The 23,194-nt window shown below is 32.0% G+C and carries 19 protein-coding genes and 1 pseudogene; 1 reads left to right on the top strand and 19 read right to left on the bottom strand.

The genetic code is table 11. The annotated features are described in order from the left end of the window. Positions 1-5 precede the first annotated feature (5 nt). The 12 genes and pseudogenes from B3J44_RS12060 to B3J44_RS12115 form a co-directional block, all read right to left on the bottom strand. Positions 6-1,073 carry a Wzz/FepE/Etk N-terminal domain-containing protein gene (locus tag B3J44_RS12060; protein ID WP_286968661.1) on the bottom strand — a complete coding sequence of 356 codons (1,068 nt, stop codon included), beginning with the start codon at positions 1,071-1,073 and terminating at the stop codon, positions 6-8. Position 1,074: 1 nt separating this feature from the next. Beyond that, on the bottom strand, positions 1,075-3,498 hold the full coding sequence (locus B3J44_RS12065) for an SLBB domain-containing protein (protein WP_286968662.1): 2,424 nt from the start codon (positions 3,496-3,498) through the stop codon (positions 1,075-1,077). 48 nt (positions 3,499-3,546) lie between these two features. Further along, on the bottom strand, positions 3,547-4,593 hold the full coding sequence (gene rfbB, locus B3J44_RS12070) for a dTDP-glucose 4,6-dehydratase (RefSeq protein WP_286968663.1): 1,047 nt from the start codon (positions 4,591-4,593) through the stop codon (positions 3,547-3,549). Positions 4,594-4,611: 18 nt separating this feature from the next. Beyond that, the gene (locus B3J44_RS12075) at positions 4,612-5,619 is read right to left on the bottom strand and encodes a mannose-1-phosphate guanylyltransferase (protein WP_286968664.1); all 1,008 of its coding nucleotides are present in this window, start codon (positions 5,617-5,619) and stop codon (positions 4,612-4,614) included. A 32-nt stretch (positions 5,620-5,651) separates the two neighbouring features. Further along, positions 5,652-6,941: a nucleotide sugar dehydrogenase gene (locus tag B3J44_RS12080; RefSeq protein WP_286968665.1), complete on the bottom strand. Its 1,290-nt coding sequence runs from the start codon at positions 6,939-6,941 to the stop codon at positions 5,652-5,654. A 279-nt stretch (positions 6,942-7,220) separates the two neighbouring features. Beyond that, positions 7,221-7,685: a UpxY family transcription antiterminator gene (locus B3J44_RS12085; RefSeq protein WP_286968666.1), complete on the bottom strand. Its 465-nt coding sequence runs from the start codon at positions 7,683-7,685 to the stop codon at positions 7,221-7,223. Between the two features lie 63 nt (positions 7,686-7,748). After that, the gene (locus tag B3J44_RS12090; protein ID WP_286968667.1) at positions 7,749-9,140 is read right to left on the bottom strand and encodes a UDP-glucose 6-dehydrogenase; all 1,392 of its coding nucleotides are present in this window, start codon (positions 9,138-9,140) and stop codon (positions 7,749-7,751) included. A 27-nt stretch (positions 9,141-9,167) separates the two neighbouring features. After that, the gene (locus tag B3J44_RS12095; RefSeq protein ID WP_286968668.1) at positions 9,168-10,151 is read right to left on the bottom strand and encodes an SDR family oxidoreductase; all 984 of its coding nucleotides are present in this window, start codon (positions 10,149-10,151) and stop codon (positions 9,168-9,170) included. A 10-nt stretch (positions 10,152-10,161) separates the two neighbouring features. Beyond that, positions 10,162-12,610 (bottom strand): annotated as a pseudogene (locus B3J44_RS12100) (polysaccharide biosynthesis tyrosine autokinase). A 15-nt stretch (positions 12,611-12,625) separates the two neighbouring features. Then, positions 12,626-13,417 (bottom strand): polysaccharide biosynthesis/export family protein, encoded by a 792-nt coding sequence (locus tag B3J44_RS12105; RefSeq protein ID WP_286968669.1) that lies wholly within the window; start codon positions 13,415-13,417, stop codon positions 12,626-12,628. Positions 13,418-13,489: 72 nt separating this feature from the next. Continuing rightward, the gene (gene recR, locus B3J44_RS12110) at positions 13,490-14,110 is read right to left on the bottom strand and encodes a recombination mediator RecR (protein WP_286968670.1); all 621 of its coding nucleotides are present in this window, start codon (positions 14,108-14,110) and stop codon (positions 13,490-13,492) included. 130 nt (positions 14,111-14,240) lie between these two features. Next, positions 14,241-14,606 (bottom strand): CoA-binding protein, encoded by a 366-nt coding sequence (locus tag B3J44_RS12115; RefSeq protein ID WP_198857773.1) that lies wholly within the window; start codon positions 14,604-14,606, stop codon positions 14,241-14,243. 152 nt (positions 14,607-14,758) lie between these two features. Here B3J44_RS12115 and B3J44_RS12120 point away from each other — a divergent pair, with 152 nt between their 5' ends. Continuing rightward, on the top strand, positions 14,759-15,385 hold the full coding sequence (locus B3J44_RS12120) for a MarC family NAAT transporter (RefSeq protein WP_286968671.1): 627 nt from the start codon (positions 14,759-14,761) through the stop codon (positions 15,383-15,385). Between the two features lie 82 nt (positions 15,386-15,467). Here B3J44_RS12120 and ctlX read toward each other — a convergent pair whose 3' ends face one another. From ctlX to B3J44_RS12155, 7 genes are all read right to left on the bottom strand, one after another. Then, entirely contained in the window at positions 15,468-16,403 is a 936-nt protein-coding gene (gene ctlX, locus B3J44_RS12125; RefSeq protein WP_286968672.1) for a citrulline utilization hydrolase CtlX, read from the bottom strand. A 75-nt stretch (positions 16,404-16,478) separates the two neighbouring features. Then, the gene (locus tag B3J44_RS12130; protein ID WP_286968673.1) at positions 16,479-17,393 is read right to left on the bottom strand and encodes a dimethylarginine dimethylaminohydrolase family protein; all 915 of its coding nucleotides are present in this window, start codon (positions 17,391-17,393) and stop codon (positions 16,479-16,481) included. Between the two features lie 62 nt (positions 17,394-17,455). Beyond that, positions 17,456-18,733: a citrate synthase gene (locus B3J44_RS12135; RefSeq protein ID WP_111379752.1), complete on the bottom strand. Its 1,278-nt coding sequence runs from the start codon at positions 18,731-18,733 to the stop codon at positions 17,456-17,458. A 153-nt stretch (positions 18,734-18,886) separates the two neighbouring features. Beyond that, positions 18,887-20,179 (bottom strand): phosphopyruvate hydratase, encoded by a 1,293-nt coding sequence (eno, locus tag B3J44_RS12140; RefSeq protein ID WP_286968674.1) that lies wholly within the window; start codon positions 20,177-20,179, stop codon positions 18,887-18,889. 111 nt (positions 20,180-20,290) lie between these two features. After that, positions 20,291-21,400 carry a glutamine-hydrolyzing carbamoyl-phosphate synthase small subunit gene (carA, locus tag B3J44_RS12145; protein WP_286968675.1) on the bottom strand — a complete coding sequence of 370 codons (1,110 nt, stop codon included), beginning with the start codon at positions 21,398-21,400 and terminating at the stop codon, positions 20,291-20,293. 247 nt (positions 21,401-21,647) lie between these two features. Beyond that, positions 21,648-22,139, bottom strand: coding sequence for a 50S ribosomal protein L17 (gene rplQ, locus B3J44_RS12150; protein ID WP_198857779.1), 492 nt, complete (start codon positions 22,137-22,139; stop codon positions 21,648-21,650). A 62-nt stretch (positions 22,140-22,201) separates the two neighbouring features. Further along, entirely contained in the window at positions 22,202-23,194 is a 993-nt protein-coding gene (locus B3J44_RS12155; RefSeq protein ID WP_008464329.1) for a DNA-directed RNA polymerase subunit alpha, read from the bottom strand.

Below are 23,194 nucleotides of genomic sequence, written 5' to 3' on the forward strand. Positions count from 1 at the left end.
AAAATTTAGTCTAATAATTTTAGCACTCGTTTAATTGCAAAATATAACACTGCAAAAAAACCTCCCAAAAAACCCCCTAATAAAATTCCTTTTGCTTTTCCGAAACGTTCTTTTGCCAAAGGTAAAATTGGTCTGTCAATAACTTGGATTAAAGGTGTATCTTTACGTACAGTTACTTTGGCCAATTCTACTTGTTTTGCTAACTCTGCTAATATCGCAGTATTTGCCTGAACATCAACTTGTCTTCTTGCTGATGGCGTACGACGAATATTTAAAGCTGGATTTAAATTAAAAGTATTATCGTTCGCGATTGCAACTCCGGTTATAGCTCCATTAAGTTCTTTTCGAATAGAATCAACTTGACGTTCTAAAATAACCATATTAAGTCTTGCTTTCTTACTTTTTGTCTCAATATAAAATTCACCAACCTTTTTAGCCAAGTTTTCGCAAAAATACTTTGCAAACATCTCATCAGTTGACACAACATCAATGTTTATAATTGCAACTTTTTTATCTCTTTGTCCAACAGCCAAGTCAGAAGTTGAAAGTCTATTATACATTACTCCCAAAATACTATCCTGTGCTCGTGTAAATTTAGTACGATCACTATTCGGCAAAAACTGAATTTCGGCAAACTCAGAATCTTTCCAGCGTTCTCTCCATTCATTATTCTGAATATACATTTCTGCTAAAGAAATTTGTTTTCCTTTTACAAGCACGGGAGAAAGCAATGTTTTCTCAACCATTGATCGTGATTTAAACAATTCTGTTAGGTTAGAGCCAGAAAAAATGCCACCTGCACTTCCTCCTAAATCCAGTCCGATTGAACTAGCCAGCCCTAAGGCTCCCCCTAATCCTCCTACTCCAGATTTCTCGTCTTCTAATGCAAAAGAAAGTGTTGCTGTATAAATTGGTTTTTTAACTATTGAATACCCAACACCTAAAACAGAACCTATAATAGCAATTAGAAGAATTATTTTCCATTTCGAGAGAAAATAAAAAAACCATTCTTTAGCAAGAATTATTAACTCTTTTAACGAAAGCTCGTCATTTTCAAGATTTGTATTATTCATTTTATTTAAAAGCAGTTACAATTAATAATGCTAAGCTAGTTAGCACACTTCCGATACTAACCCATTCTCCAGTACTCATTTTTCTCGTTTCAGGCTTTTCAGGAACAACTATTTGTGAATCAGGCTCTACATTTGGATACGATCTAAAAAACAAAAATGATTTGGTTACATCAGCTTTTCCGTTAGGATAAATAATATATGCTTTCTTTTTCCAACCTTTGCTATCTATCCCTCCAACAGAATTAATATAGTATTTAAATCCTTTTCCTTTTCTATAAGGAATCTCTGATGTTAACAATACATTCCCTGTTACTTTTACACCTTCATTGTAAACTGCAACTTCTATTTCATCACCGGGAAACAATGTTACGTTAGAATAATGATTTTTATTCTTTACTATTTTTTCCCAATTAATTGGAATTGTAGAAAACTTTAAATCATTTTCAAGTTTGTTTATTAATTTATTATTTAGTGTATCCGTTTTCAAATTCAAATCTACACTTTTTAACTTTTCAATTTGATCTTCCTTGATAGGTCTAAGAATTTTCATTCCTTCTAAATTAGCTACAGACGTTAATCCTCCAGCTCTCATTACAACATTATAGACAGTTTCTTTTTTATTTGCTAAAACATATTTTCCTGGATATGTAACAGCTCCTTTTATAACTACCATTTGTGGTTTTTCATAAACAGCTATTCTTCGAATATTAACTACATCAAAAGGTTTTAAAATAAAATTCTTGGCTTGTTCATTATTATCTGCAGTAATTTCAAATTGAACTAATTCAATACGTTTTGGATCTGAATCATCTATAAAGTCAGATTTTATCATTCTAGCAATTTCAACTCTTTTAGATGCTGATCCTGTTAAACCACCAACTTGTACAATTAAGTCGTTTAGAGTTAAATTTTCTAAAAATTCATACTCTCCAGGATTTTTTACTTCTCCATCAATTGTAACTTTATATTCTTCTCTAAAATCTAAAATAGAATAAACAGTAACAATATCTTCTCTTTTTAATTCAATATCTGCGTTTAAATCACCAGACAATGCAGCATCTAAGTCTACATTGATAATCTCTGTAGTTAAATCATTTTTTAGACGGATTATTCGAGCTCTTTTACTGTAAGCATCTTCCTTCAAACCTTCAGCTCTCGTAATAAGATCAGACACACGCATTCCCTCAGTAAATGAATAGTAGTCAGGTCTAAAAACAGCTCCTTCTATTTTAATCCTATTTTCAAAACGATTTAAAATTTTTGTAATCCTAAAAACATCTCCCGATTGAGGAAGGTATGAATTATATTCGCTTTCATTTATATCATGAACTTTAAATTCTTTACCTGTTTTCTGTAATACATTTACAGAAGCCGTGTAAGCAAATTCATTAAAACCTGATGCAAAATTTAATAAATCTGAAAAGGTTTCTCCTTTCTTCATTTCAAAAATACCAGGACGCTTAACTTCTCCTTCCACCGTAACTCTTTGGCTATATGCCGGAATTCGTATTACATCATTTTCTTTTAAAGTAACGTTATCAGATTGATCTCCTTTTACTAAAAATCTATAGATATCAATATTCCTATAAACTTTGTTGTTTCTAATTAATTCAATATTTCTGTAACTTCCATTTTTTCCTGGCCCCCCAGCTAAATGTAAAGCATTATAGACCGTAGCTAGAGAAGAAATTGAGTAATTCCCCGGTTGTTTACCTCCAACTATAGTTATTTTGATTGTTCTTATCTGACTTAAACTAACACTCACCTGAGATTGTCCAGAACGAACTGTACTATATACTTTTGCAATCGCAGCTTTTATTTTTTGAGTTGCAGCCTCAATAGACATCCCAGATACTGGAATTTGCCCCACATACTGAATAGCCACTTTACCCTCAACAGAGACCGGTATTGATGCATTATACTCTTGAACACCATAAACACTTACTTGCAACTCATCACCCGGTCCTAAAACATAATTCACTGGAGTTGCCATCTTTAAATCTGGTTCAAAATTTAAAGTTGGATTATCAAACAATTCAGAACCAAAAATCAAAACATTAGTAGAGTCTTTAACTTTGTCATTTTTAATTTTGTCTTGTTTTCTGCCAAAACCACTTTTGTCTTCTTGTTTTTGGGACTTATCTTCAATGCCTTTATTTAATCTTGATGAATATTCATTAAGTCTTGTCTTTAATTTATCATATTCTATCTGACTCATCCCTTTTGATAATGCCATTGGCTCAACTTGTTCAATTGTAGTATTATTACTTTTTAGTTGTGCACTAATTTTAGCTAAATCATCATCAGATAAATAATCCACTTTAATTGTGCTTAAGTCTTTACTTTTTAGAATATCTTGCGCTTTGGCATTATAAGAAAATAGAAAAGTAAAAAACAGAATAAGAACGTATAGTATTTTTTTCATCTTGATTTTATTTAATCTTAAAAAATGAGTTTGATAAAGGGAATTGATTTAAGAATATTGTTTTTTATAGTAATCTTTATAAGCTCCAGATGTAACATTCTGCAACCATTCTTGATTATTTAGATACCAATTAATAGTTCTTTCTAAACCTTCTTCAAAAGTTACAGATGGCTTCCAACCAAGTTCTTTATTTATTTTAGAAGCATCAATTGCATATCTCAAATCATGACCTGGTCTGTCTTTTACGTAAGTAATTAACTCTTTAGATGTACCCTCTGTTCTATTTAATTTTTCATCCATAATCTGGCATAATAATTTAACCAAATCAATATTTTTCCATTCATTAAACCCACCAATGTTGTAAGTTTCATGATTCTTCCCTTCATGAAAAACTAAATCTATTGCAATGGCATGATCTTCAACAAATAACCAATCACGAGTATAGTTTCCATCTCCATATACCGGTAATGGCTTACTATTAATTATATTATTTATAAATAGAGGAATTAATTTTTCAGGAAAATGATAGGATCCATAATTATTAGAACAATTTGTTAAGACATAAGGCAAGCCATAAGTTTCACCATAAGCTCTAACAAAATGATCTGAGCTAGCTTTTGAAGCAGAATAAGGTGAGTTAGGATCATACGCCGTTTTTTCTGTAAATAATCCTTCTGCCCCTAAACTTCCATACACTTCATCTGTACTAATGTGATAGAATCTTTTTCCATCAAAATTATGCTTCCATTGGTTTTTAGCAGCATTTAACAGATTCATGGTACCAATAACATTTGTTTTAACAAATGCTAAGGGGTCTTCGATAGAACGGTCAACATGAGATTCAGCTGCTAAATGCAAAATACCATCAAAACTATGCATTGAAAAAAGTTCGTTAATGAAACCTTCATCAACTATATCCCCTTTCAAGAAAGTGTAATTCGGTTTATCTTCAATATCTTTAATATTTTCAAGATTTCCCGCATATGTTAATGCGTCTAAATTGAAAATGTGATATTCGGGATATTTATTAACAAATCTCCTCACTACATGTGACCCGATAAAACCAGCACCTCCAGTTATAAGAATTTTTTTCATTTTACCTTTGTGATTATTTTACTTTAATAATTCTGAATTCTGTTTTTCTAACTCAGTATAAATATCTTTTACGTCTTGTGAACTTTCTTTCTGCAAAATCAAGTTAGCTGAATCTGTATAGACAAAAATTGTATTTTCTAAACCAAGAAAAGTCGTATGTTTATCACATCCAATAACCATATTCCCTTTATTATCAACCGGATGACCTTTAGATATTAAATAATCATAAACAGATTCAAAAGAGCCCAAATCTGACCAAGAAAAAGAAGCTGGTACAACCTTAATTTTTTTACTTCTTTCCATTACGGCGTAATCTATACTTATTGACGGAATTTCTATGGATAAATCTAAATCTAAAAAACCGTCTTTACTTGCTTCCCATACCTGTTTTGATTTTAGATAAACATCTGGCTGAAATTGTTTTAGTTCTTCCAAAAGAACACTTGCTTTAAAACAAAACATACCGCTATTCCATAGAAAATTACCTTTTGCAATAAACTCCTTCGCAGTTGTTTCATTCGGTTTTTCACGAAATGAAACTACATTGTCCCCTTTAGCTTCTATATAACCGTAACCAGTTTCTGGCTTAGTTGGAATTACACCAAAAGTAACGATAGATCCCTCATCAGCTTTAGTAATAGCTTCGCTTATTGCCGCATTATAGTTCTCCATTAAATCGATAATATGATCTGAAGGAGTTATAATTAAAATATCATTGGGTTCTGATGCAAATGCTGCAAAGGCTATCGCGGCAGCAGTATTTCTAGGTGTCGCTTCAACAATATTAACATAAGAAGTACTTGTTTTATCCATTACTTTCCCACTCAGCTGAAAATTATCAACATTTCCAACAACCATAACTTTATTTGCTAAATGACTATTTCTTTCAACAGTCATTTCAAACAGAGATTTTCCATCAAATATTTCAAGGTATTGCTTTGGTCTACTCTTGCGCGAAAGCGGCCATAGTCTACTTCCAACTCCTCCCGTAAGAATTACATGTGTAATAGATTTATTTGAACTCATATATTTTTAAATAAAAAAAGAAATTTCAAAACTTAAAGCCGATTATCAGCTAAAGATCCTAAAACTCCTTTTACATCATAAATTAAACTTTTGTCTTTTTGTAAATTTGAAAAATCAATTTCAAGAAATTCTGAGTGAGCCACTCCTAATACCAATGCATCAAATTTTTCTTTAGGCAAAATATTTACCGTTTCTAGTTTATACTCTCTCTCTACTTCCTCAATATTAGCAAGTGGATCAAAAACGGTAACTGCTATTCCGTAATCTTTTAAAGCCTTTATTACATCAACAATTTTAGTATTTCTTACATCAGGACAATTCTCTTTAAAAGTAATACCCAACATTAATAATTTAGCACCATTAACCGAAACACCTTTTTTTATCATCAACTTTACGATTTGCGAAGCAACATATTCACCCATGCTATCGTTTAAACGTCTTCCCGCTAAAATTATTTCAGGATGATAACCAAATTCTTGTGCTCTCTGTGCTAAATAGTAGGGATCAACACCTATACAGTGTCCGCCCACAAGTCCTGGCTTAAAAGGCAAAAAATTCCATTTTGTCGATGCGGCTGCAAGTACCTCTTGGGTATCAATATTCATTAAATTGAATATTTTAGCCAATTCATTAACAAAAGCAATATTAATATCACGCTGAGAATTTTCAATAACTTTTGCTGCTTCTGCAACTTTTATTGTAGGTGCCAAATGTGTCCCTGCCGTAATTACAGACTTATATAATTCATCGACTTTTAAACCTATTTCAGGAGTTGAGCCCGAAGTAACTTTTAATATTTTTTCGACTGTGTGTTCTTTATCGCCAGGATTTATCCTTTCTGGAGAATATCCTGCAAAAAAGTCTTCATTAAATTTTAAGCCTGAAACTTTTTCTAAAACGGGAACACATTGCTCTTCTGTTACACCTGGATAGACAGTTGATTCATAAATAACAACATCTCCTTTTTTTAAAACTTTTCCGACTGTTTCGCTTGATTTATACAAGGGAGTCAAATCAGGTCTATTATTTTTGTCTACAGGAGTAGGAACTGTAACTATATAATAATTACATTCTTTAATATCATTTACCGATGTAGTGCAATATAATCCTTTTTCTCCATCTAAACTCTCTACTAAAACTTCATTTAATACATCATCTTCTACTTCTAAAGTACTATCTGTTCCTGATCTTAAAGACTCTACTCGTGATTCATTTATATCAAATCCTACTACTGGGTATTTTGTAGCAAATAATCGAGCTAATGGTAGTCCTACATAACCTAAACCTATAACTGCAATTTTTACTTTAGCTTCCAAATTCATATTTTTTAATTTATTTCTGGTCAATAAAACTCATGGCTTCGCCGTTCTCAGTCACAAAATTCTGACTCAGATACCTAAATTAATCATTTTCGGCAAATATAACATAATAAGTCTAGTTATTCAATACGGTTTCCCGTAATACTTACAAAACGAATTACTAAAAAAAAACTAATTTTCACAACAATCTATTAATCAGACTGTAAATAAATACATAATAAAAAAACAGAAGAAAAAAATCATAAAATGACTTTTTCTTCTGTTGCATCTTAATTTTTTAAATCATTTATATTTTATTTTCAAAACACATCCTAATGTTTCTAGTACAAGCACATAATAATTACTAGATACCTGCTGAACTATTGCATTCTGATTGCTAAATACGCCTGATTCTAATTTGATTTTATCTCCAACCTGAATACTAGAAATTGAAATATCACTTAGGTTTGGAGCTGTTAAACTCTTTTTAATAATTTCAATCTCTTGATCTTTTACAATTGCGGGTTTTCCCAGCCAAAATAGGTACCTAACTACTCCCTGAACTTGAAAAACTAAATTACGATCTGAATCCGCTAATTGAACAAAAACGTAGGAACTAAAAAGAGGAGTTTCAACTTTTTTCTTACGATCTGACCATTGCTTTACTTGTGTTACCAATGGACAATAACACTCTATTCCCTGTTGAATAAGTTTATCTGCAACTTTTTTTTCCCATTTAGGTTTTGTATAAACTACGTACCAATTCATTTTTTTTATTTATGATGACGCAGTTTTTTACTACTTCATTTTATCAATAATCACAAAACCAATTTATGATCCTATACCATTATAAACGAATCCAATTGATTCTAATTGTTTAGCATTTAAAATATTTCTTCCATCGAATATAAAAGCTGGTTTATGCATCGAATCATAAATCTGCTTCCAATCGTACATCGTAAATTCATCCCATTCAGTTAGAATTGCAATTGCATGTGCATCTTTACATGCTTCATAGGCATTATCAAACACATTTAATGCACTTCTATTTTCTTCACCTGTTCTTGTTTCTAAATAATCCAAATCACTTAACATCTTGTTTTTAGAAACTTTAGGATCATAAACTGAAATTTTTGCCTGCTCGTTTATTAAATCGTCAGCAACATAAATTGCTGCAGATTCTCTTGTATCGTTTGTATCTTTTTTGAAGGCCCAACCCAAAAATGCAATTTTCTTATCAGCTACTGTGTTATATAATGTCTGAACAATTTTATTTGAGAATCTTCTTTTTTGATGATCGTTCATAATAATTACTTGTTCCCAATAATCTGCAACTTCATTTAATCCATATGATTTTGCAATATAAACTAAATTTAGAATGTCTTTTTGAAAACAAGAACCTCCAAATCCTACAGAAGCTTTTAAGAATTTTGGTCCTATTCTGCTATCCATACCAATAGCTCTCGCAACTTCGTTTACATCTGCTCCTGTTTTCTCACAAAGCTCCGACATTGCATTGATTGAAGAAATTCGTTGTGCTAAAAATGCATTTGCTGTCAGTTTAGATAATTCTGAAGACCAAACATTTGTTGTCAAAATTCTATCTTTACTTACCCAATTCGCATAGACATCAACTAATGAATTAATTGCTTCTTCTCCTTCTTGATTTGTGTCACCACCAATTAAAATTCGATCCGGATTTAACAAATCTGCAACCGCAGTTCCTTCCGCCAAAAATTCTGGATTAGATAAAATTTGAAATTGAACACCATTTCCTGTATTGTCCAATATACTTTTAATTGCTTCAGCTGTTCTAACAGGCAAAGTAGATTTTTCAACTACAATTTTATTTTGTTTGGCAACTCTTGCAATTTGCCTTGCACACAATTCAATATACTTTAGATCAGCAGCCATCCCTTTTCCTTTTCCATAAGTCTTAGTTGGAGTATTTACTGAAATAAATATCATTTGAGCCTCGTCTATAGCTTTATCAACATCAGTAGAGAAAAATAGATTCCTACCTCTTGCTTCAGATACAATTTCAGAAAGATCAGGTTCATATATTGGAATATTTTCAGGGTTCGGATCGTTCCAATCTGCGATCCTTTGTTCATTTAAATCAACAACTATAACCTGAATATGTGGACATTTTTGAGCAATAACCGCCATTGTAGGTCCACCAACATATCCTGCACCAATGCAGCAAATTTTTGTAATTTTCATTTGATCTATTTTATCTTGATCTTAAGTTTATTTTAAATTATGCCAATACCATTCAACAGCTTCTTTTAATCCGTCCTGCAAAGAATATTTTGGATTATAACCTAGATTTCTTTTTGCTTTTTCGATGCTTGCCAAAGAATGGGGAATATCTCCCGCTCTATTTTCACCGTAAATAACTGGCACATCCTTTATTTTTGGATCAAAGTCTGATAAAAACTTTTTTAAATAGACAATTAAGTCATTTAATGTATTTCTATCTCCAAATGCTGTATTATAAACAGTATTAACAGCTTCTGGATTTTGACAAGTCATAGCCAACTCATTCATTTGGATAACATTATCGATATAAGTAAAATCGCGTGAATAATTTCCATCACCATTAATTATGGGACTTTCATGATTCATAAATTGTTTTACAAACTTTGGAATTACAGCAGCATATGCTCCGTTAGGATCTTGTTTTCTTCCAAAAACATTAAAATAACGAAGTCCGATTGTTTCTAATCCATATGTTTTACTAAAAATCTCTGCGTACAATTCGTTTACATATTTTGTAATTGCGTAAGGAGACAATGGTTTTCCTATAACATCTTCTACTTTTGGCAATCCTTGAGAATCTCCGTAAGTCGATGAACTTGCTGCATATACAAATCGCTTTACTTTAGCATCGCGTGCAGCAGTAAGCATATTTAAAAACCCAGAAACATTTACATCATTTGTAGTAATCGGATCTTTGATCGATCGAGGCACAGAACCTAAAGCTGCCTGATGTAAAACGTAATCTACTCCTTGAACCGCCAAATTACAATCTGCTAAACTTCTAATATCAGCCTCAATTAATTTAAAATCAGGATTATCTAAAAAATCTTTTAAATTATGACGATGACCTGTAGAAAAATTGTCTAGACAAACAATCTTATAACCTAAGCCTAAAAAATACTCAGTCAAATTTGAGCCAATAAATCCAGCTCCTCCTGTAATCAAGATCGTACTTTTTATCTCATTTTTCATTTGTCAAAATTTAACTTTTTCTAATTCGATTTACAAACGCTTTCCAAAATCCCTCTTTGATATCTTCCTCATGATAACCATTCGAATATGCTCCATAACCGTAACCATATCCATAACCCGTACCATATTTTGCCTTATTTTCATAACCATTCAACACAATACTCACGTTACTTAGCTCTCCGCGTTTAAGTCTTGTATTCAACAACGTTATCATATCTTTCTTAGTATAATTCTGTCTCACAATATACAATGTCACGTCTGCAAATTGAACCAATTCTAATGAATCTGCAACCAAACCAACAGGTGGAGTATCCAAAATTATATAATCATATTTCTGCTTCAATTCGTCAATCAATTCCCTCATACCATCGCTTAAAATTAACTCTGAAGGATTTGGAGGTATTGGCCCCGAGAAGAATTACATCTAAGTTTGGAATAGCTGTAGAATTGGTAATTTCTTCTAAACTATTTTGCTTTATTAGATAGTTGACAACTCCTAAAGGTGTTTTTAATTGAAATTCATCTGCCAACCTTGGCTTTCTTAAATCTAGACCAACAATTACTGTTTTCTTTTCACTTAAAGCAAAAACAGTCGCTATATTTATAGAACAGAAAGTTTTTCCTTCCCCACTAATTGAAGAAGTAATCATTAAAGTTTTTGATCCGGTAAGCTGTTGTTTTTTATATAAAAACTGAAGTGAAGAACGTATTGCTCTAAACGATTCAGAAAGAGCTGATTTTGGTTTCTCAAAAACCGCCAAACTGCTCGAATTCACATTAAGACCAATTACTCCTAATAAAGGAATTTGAGTTAATTTAGTTATATCCTCAGTATTCTGAATCGAATTATTAATAAAAAAGATAACAACTATAAAAAGCAAGGGAATTAAAATCCCAATAAACAATGCCAGTATATAATTCATTGAGGTTTTAGGCCCGATCAAACCTCCTCCAATATCTTTTGCGGGATCAATAAAATGAATATCAGATAAATTAGATGCCCTTACAATTTCTGCTTCATTTCTTTTTTGAAGAAATTCGGTATAGATATTGTCATTCAAATCATATTTTCTTTTAATCTTCAATAATTCTTGCTGTTCGGCCGGAAGATTTTTAACAGTACTTTCGGCTTGACCAATTTTCGCGTTTAATAGCGATAAATCATACGTTAAAGCTGCTTTTGCGGTAACAATATTCTCTTGAAGAACATTTTTTACTGCAGCCATTTGATTGTCAAAATCTTTAAATATTTTTTCACTTTTTACTGCATAAGCCATTTCAGATCTTTGTGTAGAAAGCGCAATAAGTTTTGCCACATTTGCAACAACATTCGGATCTTCAATTCCTGCAACAGAAGGGGCTGGTAATCTAGAATAATCATCACTACTATTTAAATACGATTTTAATGAATTATAATAAGCTATTTTTCTTGCAACTTGATCCTTTTCAACATCAAAATTCATTATTTTCTCTGAAACTCTAGAACCTCCATCTTCTATTTCATAAATCTTTTTATCTTTTTGGAAAGATTTTAATTCGTTACCCGTTTGTTTAAGTTGTGATTCCATTGCTACTAGTGTACTATCAATAAATCTGATAGTATTTGTAGCAAATTGATTTTTTCCATCAAGTTGTATCTTAATAAGCATTCTAACAGTTGCGTTCAAATAATCAACCATTCTTGCCTTATTAGTACCCTGCATAGACAAAGTCAATAATGATCCACTACTTTTTCCTGAATCTACATTTACACCTCTATACCCAGAGACTGTTCCATCAAAATCATTAAATCTAATAAAGTATTCTTTTCCTTTATAAAAACCTGGATTATCTATTATTTGAATTTTCCAATTTAAAAATGGAAGGTTAACACGTTCTCCTACTTTATATTTTTTAATAAACATTATAGGCTGTACTGATGTATTATTGTAAGAATTATCACTGTAAGTAATTAATGAAACAGAATTTACCTCAAATGGAATCGTAATTTCATACTCATTTTCACTTAAAAATTTTACGCTAATTAATGTATTTACAAGCTGTCCTTTTGTTTTGTCAATATCAACATAAAATGGTACAGCTCCATAAGAATCTATTAAATTATATTTTCCTTGTTCTAAATAATCAATATAAAATTGAAGCTTATCAACTACCAACTCATTATGAGACCTTGATTGAAGAATTGTAGAAATACCATTTACTTGATCAGAAACCCCTCCCCAATTGAAGACCAAACTTGTATTTGAGGTAAAAAAAGGATTACTTTCTTCTTTAATAGAAATCATTGTCTGCATTCCGTAAATTTTTTCTTTACGAACGTTTATCTGATAAGCAATTGTAAATGTAATAATCAAACTTATAAGAAACCATTTCCAGTATCCCACAATTTTCAACAGAAACCCTTTAAAATCAAAATGAGAATGATTTTCAAAAATGGCGAAGTCTTTAATGTCTAACATTTTAAAAATCTTTTTTTACTTTATAATTAGGTAAACTGTTGTTGCCAAAGATAATAATGTAATTATTGTTCCTATAGATTGTATCCCTGTTTGGCCTGTTCCCCAAGTTTTTTGTCTTAAGGGTTTTACATAGATGTAATCATTTGGTTGTAAATAATAATATGGTGACTTCATTACATTCACATCTGTAAGGTCAATATCATTCATTTGTACACCTGTTGGAGTTTGACGAATTACCATCACTTCTTTTCTATTACCAACTGTTGTAATATCTCCTGCATTTGCAACAGCATCCAAAATGGTTACATTATCCTTAAATAGTGTTTTTGTTCCTGTGCTTCCAACCTCTCCATTAATAGTATATCTAAAACCAGCTAACTTAACTGTAACAAAAATATTTGCTTCGCTCTTAAAATATTCTTCTAGTAATTTCTTTTCAATTTTTACGCGAACTTCTTCAAGAGTATAACCAATCACATTTATTTCTCCCAAAATTGGCATCCTAATATTACCATGATCATCAATTGTAAATCCATCAAAGTATAAACTGGATTCACTTTTTGCTGACTGACTACTTTCGTCTTCTGTTGTATTAAAAATAGAGACTAATTTGGGGTCAATTGCCTTTATATTAACTCTTAAAATATCGTTTACTTGCAATCTATAGGGTTTTGATTCTACTGCTGCAATTGCTGTTTGCTCTCCTGAATTATTTTTATCTTGAAGGTAAACCAAATCTTTAATTGGAATACATGAGGTAAATAATGCTGAAATTAATAAGAATAGAAAAAAACTTTTTTTTGTCATTCGTTCAATTTTATTGCAAATATGGCTTTTCCTTTAATGTTCGGAAAAACCTAACTTTTATTTGGGGTTAAGTTAATTATTTTTAAATGTTTTTTCAAAAGGCACTCTATGCAAGATGCTTCGTCCTAGTGTTATTTCATCTGCATACTCTAATTCATCTCCTACTGATATCCCTCTCGCAATTGTCGAAATTATAATCTTAGTGTCTGCAATCTGTTTATATATATAAAAATTTGTTGTATCTCCTTCCATTGTCGAACTTAATGCGAAAATAATCTCTGACACATTTCCAGATTTCACTTTTGTTACCAAACTAGAAATATTCAACTGGTTAGGACCAACTCCTTCAATAGGCGAAATTTTCCCGCCAAGCACATGATATATCCCTTTGAACTGGCCCGTATTTTCAATTGCCATAACATCTCGAATATCCTCTACAATACATATTGTCGCATGATTTCTAACTGGATTAGCGCAAATCTCGCAAATCTTAGTATCAGAAATATTATGGCAACTTTCACAAAACTTAATATCCTCACGCATATTCATCAATGCTTGAGATAAAAAAGCAGTCTGTTCTTTCGGTTGTTTTAACAAATGAAGAACTAACCGAAGTGCTGTACGTTTACCTATACCAGGTAATTGCGACATTTCGTTTACTGCTTTTTCAATTAATTTTGATGAAAATTCCATGACGACAAAAGTAATACTTTTAATGGTTTAGCCTACATTACAGCCATTAAATTCAAAGCTTTATGCTATTGCTCTTTTATTACGAAACCCCTTTCTTTTCGAGACTGAAAGAAAAGCAACAAACAATAATTTAGTATTGATTTGTAGTCAGTAAAACTAAAGTACAAGCTACTTCAACTTGAATATCATTAAGCTCCAATAATTGATACAATTCAGGATTTTCTGTTCCTGGATTAAAGATTACTCTTTTAGGATGCGATTCAATAATGTAATTATAATAATCTCTTTGACGAACAGGATTTAAATATAGAGTAATAGTATCAATATTTTTAACTGGTATTGCTTTAGTTTGAATTTTTACTCCAGCAACTTCGCCAGCTTTTTGACCGATTGCTAATACAGAATGTCCTTTTCCTACCAACATATTTACCGCTTTATAAGAATAACGCTCTGGATTTGTCGACGCTCCTATAACTAATGTTTTTTTACTTTTCATAGTTTTAATTTAGATTGCAAAAGTAATCAAAAAGAACGATTTAACTTTATGCCTTATAACCCAGAATTGACACCAATAAAAATATTATTATAACATAATTTCACACAAAAGCATCAAAAAATAACTACATTTACTTCACGAATCAATACAACATGGAATTATTTATTTACTTATTTGCTGCTTTATTCTCGGTACTTAATCCAATCGGAACTGTACCAATTTTTGTTGGACTAACTCAACACGACTCTCAAAAAGAAAGATCCCGAATCTCACTTTGGACAGCCATCAATGTTTTTATCATACTATTGGTTTCTTATTTTATTGGCCAATATGTTCTAACTTTTTTCGGAATTAGCATTGACGCCTTAAGAATTGCTGGCGGAATTGTAATTGTAAACTCTGGCTTTTCTTTGCTTTCTGGTAAGTTCAACAAGAAAAGAGGAATCAACAAAAAAATTGAAAATGAAGCCCAGCATAGAAACGATATTGCCCTCACTCCGCTTGCAATTCCAATGCTTGCTGGACCTGGATCAATGTCTCTTTTAATTGCTTTTTACCCGGAGCACCACGAATTAAACGAAATCATAATTTCTTCGTTAGCAATTCTTGCAATCGCAGTAGCTATTTTTGCAATTCTAAAAAGTGCACATTATTTAGCTAGAATATTAGGTGCCTCAGGAATTGTTGCAATTTCTAGAATTGTTGGTTTTATAGTTATTTCGATTGGTATTCAGTATATTGTAAGTGCAATTATAAATATTATTAAAGGGAATTTTTAATTCTCATATTATTTTCTAAAAAGAAAGGGACAAAATCATTAAATGATTTTATCCCTTTCTTTTTTATTATATTCTTTTTATTCTAACTTCTTGGCAAGAAAACTTCTGCCATCATACATCTGGCACTTCCTCCACCACAAGCTTCAATTGTATCTAAACTCGAACTTAAAATTTCAGCGTGATTTTCTAATTGCGAAATTTGTTTCGGAGTTAAGCTTTGATGCGCAGAAGCACTCATAACAATGTATCTCTTATCATCTTTTCCACGAACTTCAAGCATGTTTCCAGCAAAATTATTTACCTGGTCTTCTGTAATTAAAATGATTTCTTTTTTATCACCTTTTAAATTATCCAAAACCATTTTGCGTTCTTTTTTATCATCAATAGAATCTGCGCAGATTACAGCAAAGGTTTCACCTAAACACATCATCACATTAGTATGATAAATTAACTTACGTTCCCCATCTACTGTTTGAAAAGCTTCAAAAATTACAGGTGCATAGTCAAAATCTTCACAGAACTCTATAAATAATTCTTCATCTGCTCTTGGCGATAATGCACAATATGCTTTTCCGTTAGCTCTGTCTAAAAGCAAACTTCCTGTTCCTTCTAAGAAAATCCCGTCTTCTTCTGCAGAAGTATAATCCATGATGTTAGAAATTTCGAATCCTTTTTCTTCCAAAGTATCCAAAATATCTTCTCTACGTTCTTGGCGACGGTTTTCGGCAAACATTGGATAAAGCGCGACATCTCCATTTTCGTGAAATGAAACCCAATTGTTTGGAAAAATACTATCTGGAGTATCCGTTTCTAAATTATCATCTACAACAGTTACATCTACTCCAACAGCTCTTAGCTTTTCAACAAAAACATCAAATTCTTGTTGTGCTTTAGCATTAACTGTACTGGGCAAAAGTCCGTCCAATACTTTTTGATAATAATTATTTACAGCCGTCTGTTCATTCATTCTGAATGCAACTGGACGAATCATCACGATAGCATTAGTAGTTTGTTTCATGATTTTTATATTTTTTGGTCAAATATCAGGTTTCAAGTTGCCAAAAACCTGAAACCTGATACTTAAAACTAATTTTTAGTCTCTAATTAATGGCAAAGTTGAGCATCTCAACAAACCTTCTTGTTTTGCAATTTCAGCGTACGGAATTTCTTCAACAGTAAAACCATTTTCACGAAGCCAATTGTTTAATCTTGTAAAATTCTTCTCAGAAACCACTACATTTTCATCAATTGAAAACACGTTTGAAAACATATTATACATTTCGTTTCTTTCAATATGAAATAGATTTTCTCTTCCAAAAAGGTTTACCAAGTACAAATAATCCGCTTCTTCTCTGAAACCTCTTTTATAAATGATGCCTTTATCTTTTCCAACAGGCTGAAAACAGCAATCCAAATGCAAAGCATTATCTCTTGCTTCTAATTTAGATTTTACTAAATCAAATTCTTTTACAATTTTATTCGGAAACAATGATTTAATATAGTTTACACCATGCATATTTGTTCTTGCAGTAATATAATCTTTGTAATCGCTTCCTTTATAAGTTCCGATAAAAATATGATCATTCCAAAGCATCACATCTCCTCCTTCGATATGAACTTCTTCTGGAGGACGAACAACTTTTAATGGATCAATCTGATCAATTACATATTGAATAGCATTTAATTCACGTTCTCTATCTGGAAGAATATTCGATTTCACAAAGATGTCATCAATTACAAACCCAATATCCCTAGCAAAAATCTGATTGTAATTTTCAATCATCTCTGGGCGATAAACAGTTACATCATATTTCTGAAAAACAGCATTAAAAGCTTCCATTTCAGCAACCATATCTTTTTCTACAGGGTAAGTTCCTGCTTTAATATGTTCCAATGATTTAGGATCATAAGCCTCTTCTATAGTTGGAGTTGGTCCATTATGAACAGCAGAACCCAGAACTACAGCACGAAGTCGAGACGTTTCGTTCTTTACATTTAATTGCAACATAACTCTATTGTATTTTGAGCAAATATAAAAAAAGCTTCACAGTTAAGTGAAGCTTTCGTTTTTTATTTATTAGACTTAAACTCTCGTAAAGGATGTCCTGTATAAATTTGTCGTGGTCTTCCAATTGGTTCTTTATTTTCACGCATTTCTTTCCACTGTGCAATCCAACCTGGTAGTCTTCCAATTGCAAACATAACAGTAAACATATCTGTCGGAATTCCTAAAGCTCTGTAAATAATTCCAGAATAGAAATCAACGTTTGGATATAAGTTTCTTGATTTGAAGTACTCATCTTCAAGAGCTGCTTTTTCTAATTTTCTTGCAATATCTAAAATCGGATCTTCAACACCTAAAGTCTCTAATACTTCTGTTGCAGCTTTTTTAATGATTTTAGCTCTTGGATCAAAATTTTTGTAAACTCTGTGTCCGAATCCCATTAAACGAAATGGATCATTTTTATCTTTCGCTTTCGCTAAGAATTTATCTGTATCACCACCGTCTTTATTGATTTCTTCAAGCATTTCAAGTACTGCTTGGTTAGCTCCACCATGAAGTGGTCCCCATAAAGCAGAAACTCCTGCAGAAACTGAAGCAAATAAACCAGCATGAGAAGAACCTACCATTCTTACAGTTGAAGTAGAACAGTTTTGCTCGTGATCTGCATGAAGAATGAATAATTTATCTAAGGCATTTACAATTACAGGATTTGCAGCGTAAGGTCCTGTAGGCAATTTAAACATTAATTGCATAAAGCTTTCTACATACCCCTTTGTATTATCGTAGTAATTTAAAGGATACCCCATAGATTTTCTGTAAGTCCATGTAGCAATCACTAAAAATTTCGCCATTGTTTTACAAATAGCTTCGTACATTTCTTTTTCGTTATCAACATTAACCGCTTTAGGATTAAAAGCCGTTAAAGCGCTTGTTAAAGCAGATAACACTCCCATTGGATGAGCCGTTTTAGGGAAACCGTCAATGATATTTTTCATTTCTTCGTTTACCAAAGAATGTTTTTTAATACCATTTTCAAAATCTTCTAATTGTTTAGCTGTAGGTAATTCACCAAAAATCAAAAGATATGATACTTCTAAGAAACTGGCTTTTTCAGCAAGATCTTCGATAGAATATCCTCTGTAACGTAAAATTCCTTCTTCTCCGTCTAGGAAAGTGATTTCGCTTGTACAAGATCCTGAGTTTTTATAACCTGGATCAAGGGTAATATAACCTGTTAAATCACGTAATTTGTTGATATCGATAGCTGATTCGTTTTCACTCCCTGTGATTACCGGAAGTTCAACCTTTTTACCATCTATTTCTAATGTAGCTATTTTTGACATAATATACTGGAAATAATTCTTTAAATAATAATTTATCAAATCTAATGAATTTAAGACTAATTTAAAAAAGAATACTGCTATGAATTTGTTAAAAGTCCAAAAAAAAACCATCCGCCGCGGCGGATGGTTTTTTCCAATATATAATTTCAAAAATTATTTGATTTTAAAAGCATTCAAACCAGGGAAATAAGCTGTACTTCCTAGTTCTTCTTCAATTCTTAATAATTGGTTGTATTTAGCCATACGATCTGAACGAGAAGCAGAACCAGTTTTAATTTGACCACAGTTTAAAGCAACAGCTAAGTCAGCAATTGTATTATCTTCAGTTTCTCCAGAACGGTGAGACATTACAGATGTATAACCAGCATTTTTCGCCATGTTTACAGCAGCAATTGTTTCAGTTAAAGTTCCAATTTGGTTTACTTTTACTAAGATTGAGTTAGCAATTCCTTTTTCGATACCAGTTGACAAGCGTTCAACATTAGTAACAAATAAATCATCACCTACTAACTGTACTTTGTCTCCAATTTTTTCAGTCAAAGCTTTCCATCCATCCCAGTCATCTTCGTACATACCGTCCTCGATAGAGATAATTGGATATTTAGCAGCAAGTTCAGCTAAGTATTGAGCTTGTTCTTCAGAAGTTCTGATTTTTCCAGTTTCTCCTTCAAATTTAGTGTAATCGTATTTTCCGTTTACATAAAACTCAGAAGCAGCACAGTCAAGAGCAATCATAATTTCGTCACCGAAAGAATATCCAGCTTTTTCAACAGCTAATTTGATAGTATCTAAAGCGTCCTCGGTTCCACCAGCTAAATTTGGAGCAAAACCTCCTTCATCACCAACAGCAGTACTTAAACCTCTATCATGTAATACTTTTTTCAAGTTGTGGAAAATTTCAGTTCCCATTTGCATTGCATGTGTAAAAGAAGTCGCTTTTACTGGGAAAATCATAAACTCTTGGAATGCGATCGGCGCATCAGAGTGAGAACCTCCATTGATGATGTTCATCATTGGAACTGGCAACGTATTAGCAGAAACACCACCTACGTATCTGTATAATGGCAAGCCAAGTTCATTAGCAGCAGCTTTAGCAGCAGCCAAAGAAACACCTAAAATAGCATTAGCCCCTAATTTAGATTTATTTGGAGTACCATCTAAATCGATCATTAATTGGTCAATTGTGTTTTGTTCGAAAACAGAAGTCCCAACTAATTCTTCAGCAATAATAGTATTTACATTATTCACTGCATTCAAAACACCTTTACCTAGGTAAGCTTTACCTCCATCACGTAATTCAACAGCTTCGTGCTCTCCTGTAGATGCTCCAGATGGAACAGCAGCTCTACCTAAAACTCCATTTTCAGTTACTACATCAACTTCAATAGTTGGGTTACCTCTAGAATCAAGAATTTGTCTTGCGTGAACTTTAATTATAATACTCATTATTTTTGTTTTTTATTAATAAATTATATTTTTTTTTCGAAATTATAAAAATATTTAATACTATAAACGCATTTTAGACATTAAACACCTTTATTTATTAACTACATCGTTTTAGACCTTACTGCTTTTAATATTCTCTACGAATTGGTCAAACAAATATGACGAATCGTGTGGTCCTGGACTAGCCTCTGGATGATATTGAACTGAAAAACAATTTTTATTCTTCATTCTCATTCCCGCAACAGTTCCATCATTTAAGTGAACATGGGTTATTTCAAGCTCTGGATGATTCTCTAATTGTTCTCTCTTAACAGCAAATCCGTGATTTTGAGAAGTTATTTCTCCTTTACCTGTAATGATATTTTTAACTGGGTGATTAATTCCACGGTGTCCATTAAACATCTTATAAGTTTCAACACCATTTGCCAAACCGATTACCTGATGTCCTAAACAGATTCCGAACAAAGGCTTGTTATCTGCTAATATCTCCTTTGCTACTTGAATCGCTCCAAACAATGGATCTGGGTCCCCTGGCCCATTTGACAAGAAATATCCATCTGGATTAAATTCACACATATCTTTGTAAGTTGAATCAAATGGATATACTTTAATATAGCAATCTCTTTTAGCAAGGTTTCTTAAAATATTCTTTTTAATTCCAAGATCTAAAGCTGAGATTTTGTAAGTAGCATTTTCATCTCCGAAGAAATATGGTTCTTTAGTAGAAACCTTAGAAGCCAATTCTAAACCTTCCATATTTGGAACATTCGCCAATTCTTTCTTTAAATCTTCAACCGGAGTTCCATCTGTGCAAATTACTGCATTCATCGCTCCATTGTCACGAATGTAACTTACAAGTGCACGAGTATCAACATCAGAAATACAGATTAAATTTTGTTTAGCAAAATAATCTTCCAAGCTTCCAGAAGCATTCTCTCTAGAATAATTAAAACTAAAGTTTTTACAAACTAAACCGGCAATTTTAATACTATCAGATTCAACTTCAGAATCATTAACGCCATAGTTTCCGATATGTGTATTTGTAGCAACCATAATTTGACCGAAATAAGAAGGATCAGTAAAAATTTCCTGATACCCTGTCATTCCAGTATTAAAACAAACTTCACCGAAAGTTTTACCGCTAATTCCGATAGATTTTCCGTGAAAGATTGTTCCATCACTAAGTAATAAAATGGCGCTTTGTCGTGTTGTGTATTTCATTATTTAATTTGAATTGTTTTTTTAATCAAGTTATAAAACCAATATAAAGGTTTTAAGTGTAATTAGATATTTTGCAAATTTACTTCTTTAAAATAGCCCTTCCAAGATTTTTTAAAACTTTCACTCTTAAAAATAAAACCTATCATTTTAAATAAGTTACATTTCTGTGGTTTCAAAAAAATCAAAAAAAAAGGATAAACTAAAAATTAGTTTATCCTTGATTTTTATAGAATGATTACTTTCATAATTATTCAGAAGCTTCAGTAGTCGTTTCTGTTTCAGCAGCAGGAGCTTCTGGAGCAGCAGTTTCAGCTTTCTTAGCTTTACCACCACGACGGCTTTTAGCTTTTTTAACTTCTTTTTTACCTCCGTTGTAAAGTTCATTGAAGTCAACAAGTTCGATCATCGCCATATCAGCGTTATCTCCCAAACGATTTCCAACTTTAATGATACGAGTGTATCCTCCCGGACGGTCACCTACTTTAGCAGCGACATCTCTGAACAAATCAGTTACAGCGTATTTGTTACGTAAGTAAGCAAAAACAATACGACGATTGTGAGTCGTATCCTCTTTTGATTTTGTAATTAAAGGCTCAACAAATTGTTTTAGCGCTTTAGCTTTAGCAACAGTAGTATTAATACGTTTGTGCTCAATAAGAGAACAAGCCATATTAGCCAACATAGCTTTTCTATGTCCAGTCTGTCTGCTTAAGTGGTTGAATTTTTTTCCGTGTCTCATGACGTGTTTTTTTTATCTTCATCTTGCTACAATCCACTATGGAGAGCAAAATATGAAGTAAATTATTCTTTATCTAATTTGTATTTAGCTAAATCCATTCCGAAAGTTAAATTCTTCACTGCAACAAGTTCATCAAGTTCAGTTAAAGATTTTTTACCGAAATTACGGAATTTCATTAGGTCATTTTTATTGAACGATACTAAATCACCAAGTGTATCAACTTCAGCCGCTTTCAAGCAATTTAATGCTCTCACAGATAAATCCATATCAACAAGCTTAGTTTTAAGCAATTGTCTCATATGCAATGACTCTTCATCATACGATTCTGTTTGTGCAATTTCGTCAGCCTCAAGTGTAATTCTTTCGTCAGAAAACAACATGAAATGGTGAATTAAAACTTTAGCAGCTTCAGTAAGAGCATCTTTAGGATTAATAGATCCATCAGTTTTGATTTCAAAAACTAATTTCTCGTAATCTGTTTTTTGCTCTACACGGAAATTTTCGATTGCATATTTTACATTTTTTACCGGAGTAAAAATAGAATCTGTAAAAATTGTTCCAATTGCAGCATTCTGTTTTTTGTTCTCTTCAGCAGGAACGTATCCTCTACCTTTTTCGATTGTTAAATCGAAGTTCAATTTGATTTTAGAATCTAAATTACAGATAACAAGGTCTGGATTCAAAACTTGAAAACCTGAGATAAATTTTTGAAAATCACCTGCTGTTAGTTGATCTTTACCAGAAACAGAAATAGTAACTGATTCATTATCTATATCTTCGATCTGACGTTTGAAACGTACTTGTTTTAGATTAAGGATAATTTCGGTAACATCCTCTACAACACCTGAAATAGTAGAAAACTCATGATCTACACCTTCGATACGAACAGATGTAATTGCATAACCTTCTAACGCTGAAAGCAAAACTCTTCTAAGTGCATTACCAACTGTCAATCCGTAACCAGGTTCTAAAGGTCTAAACTCAAATTTACCTTCAAAATCGGTTGAATCGATCATGATAACTTTATCGGGCTTTTGAAAATTAAATATTGCCAT

Source organism: Flavobacterium sp. UBA4854, from assembly GCF_002399805.1.
GTDB classification, from domain to species: domain Bacteria; phylum Bacteroidota; class Bacteroidia; order Flavobacteriales; family Flavobacteriaceae; genus Flavobacterium; species Flavobacterium ginsengisoli.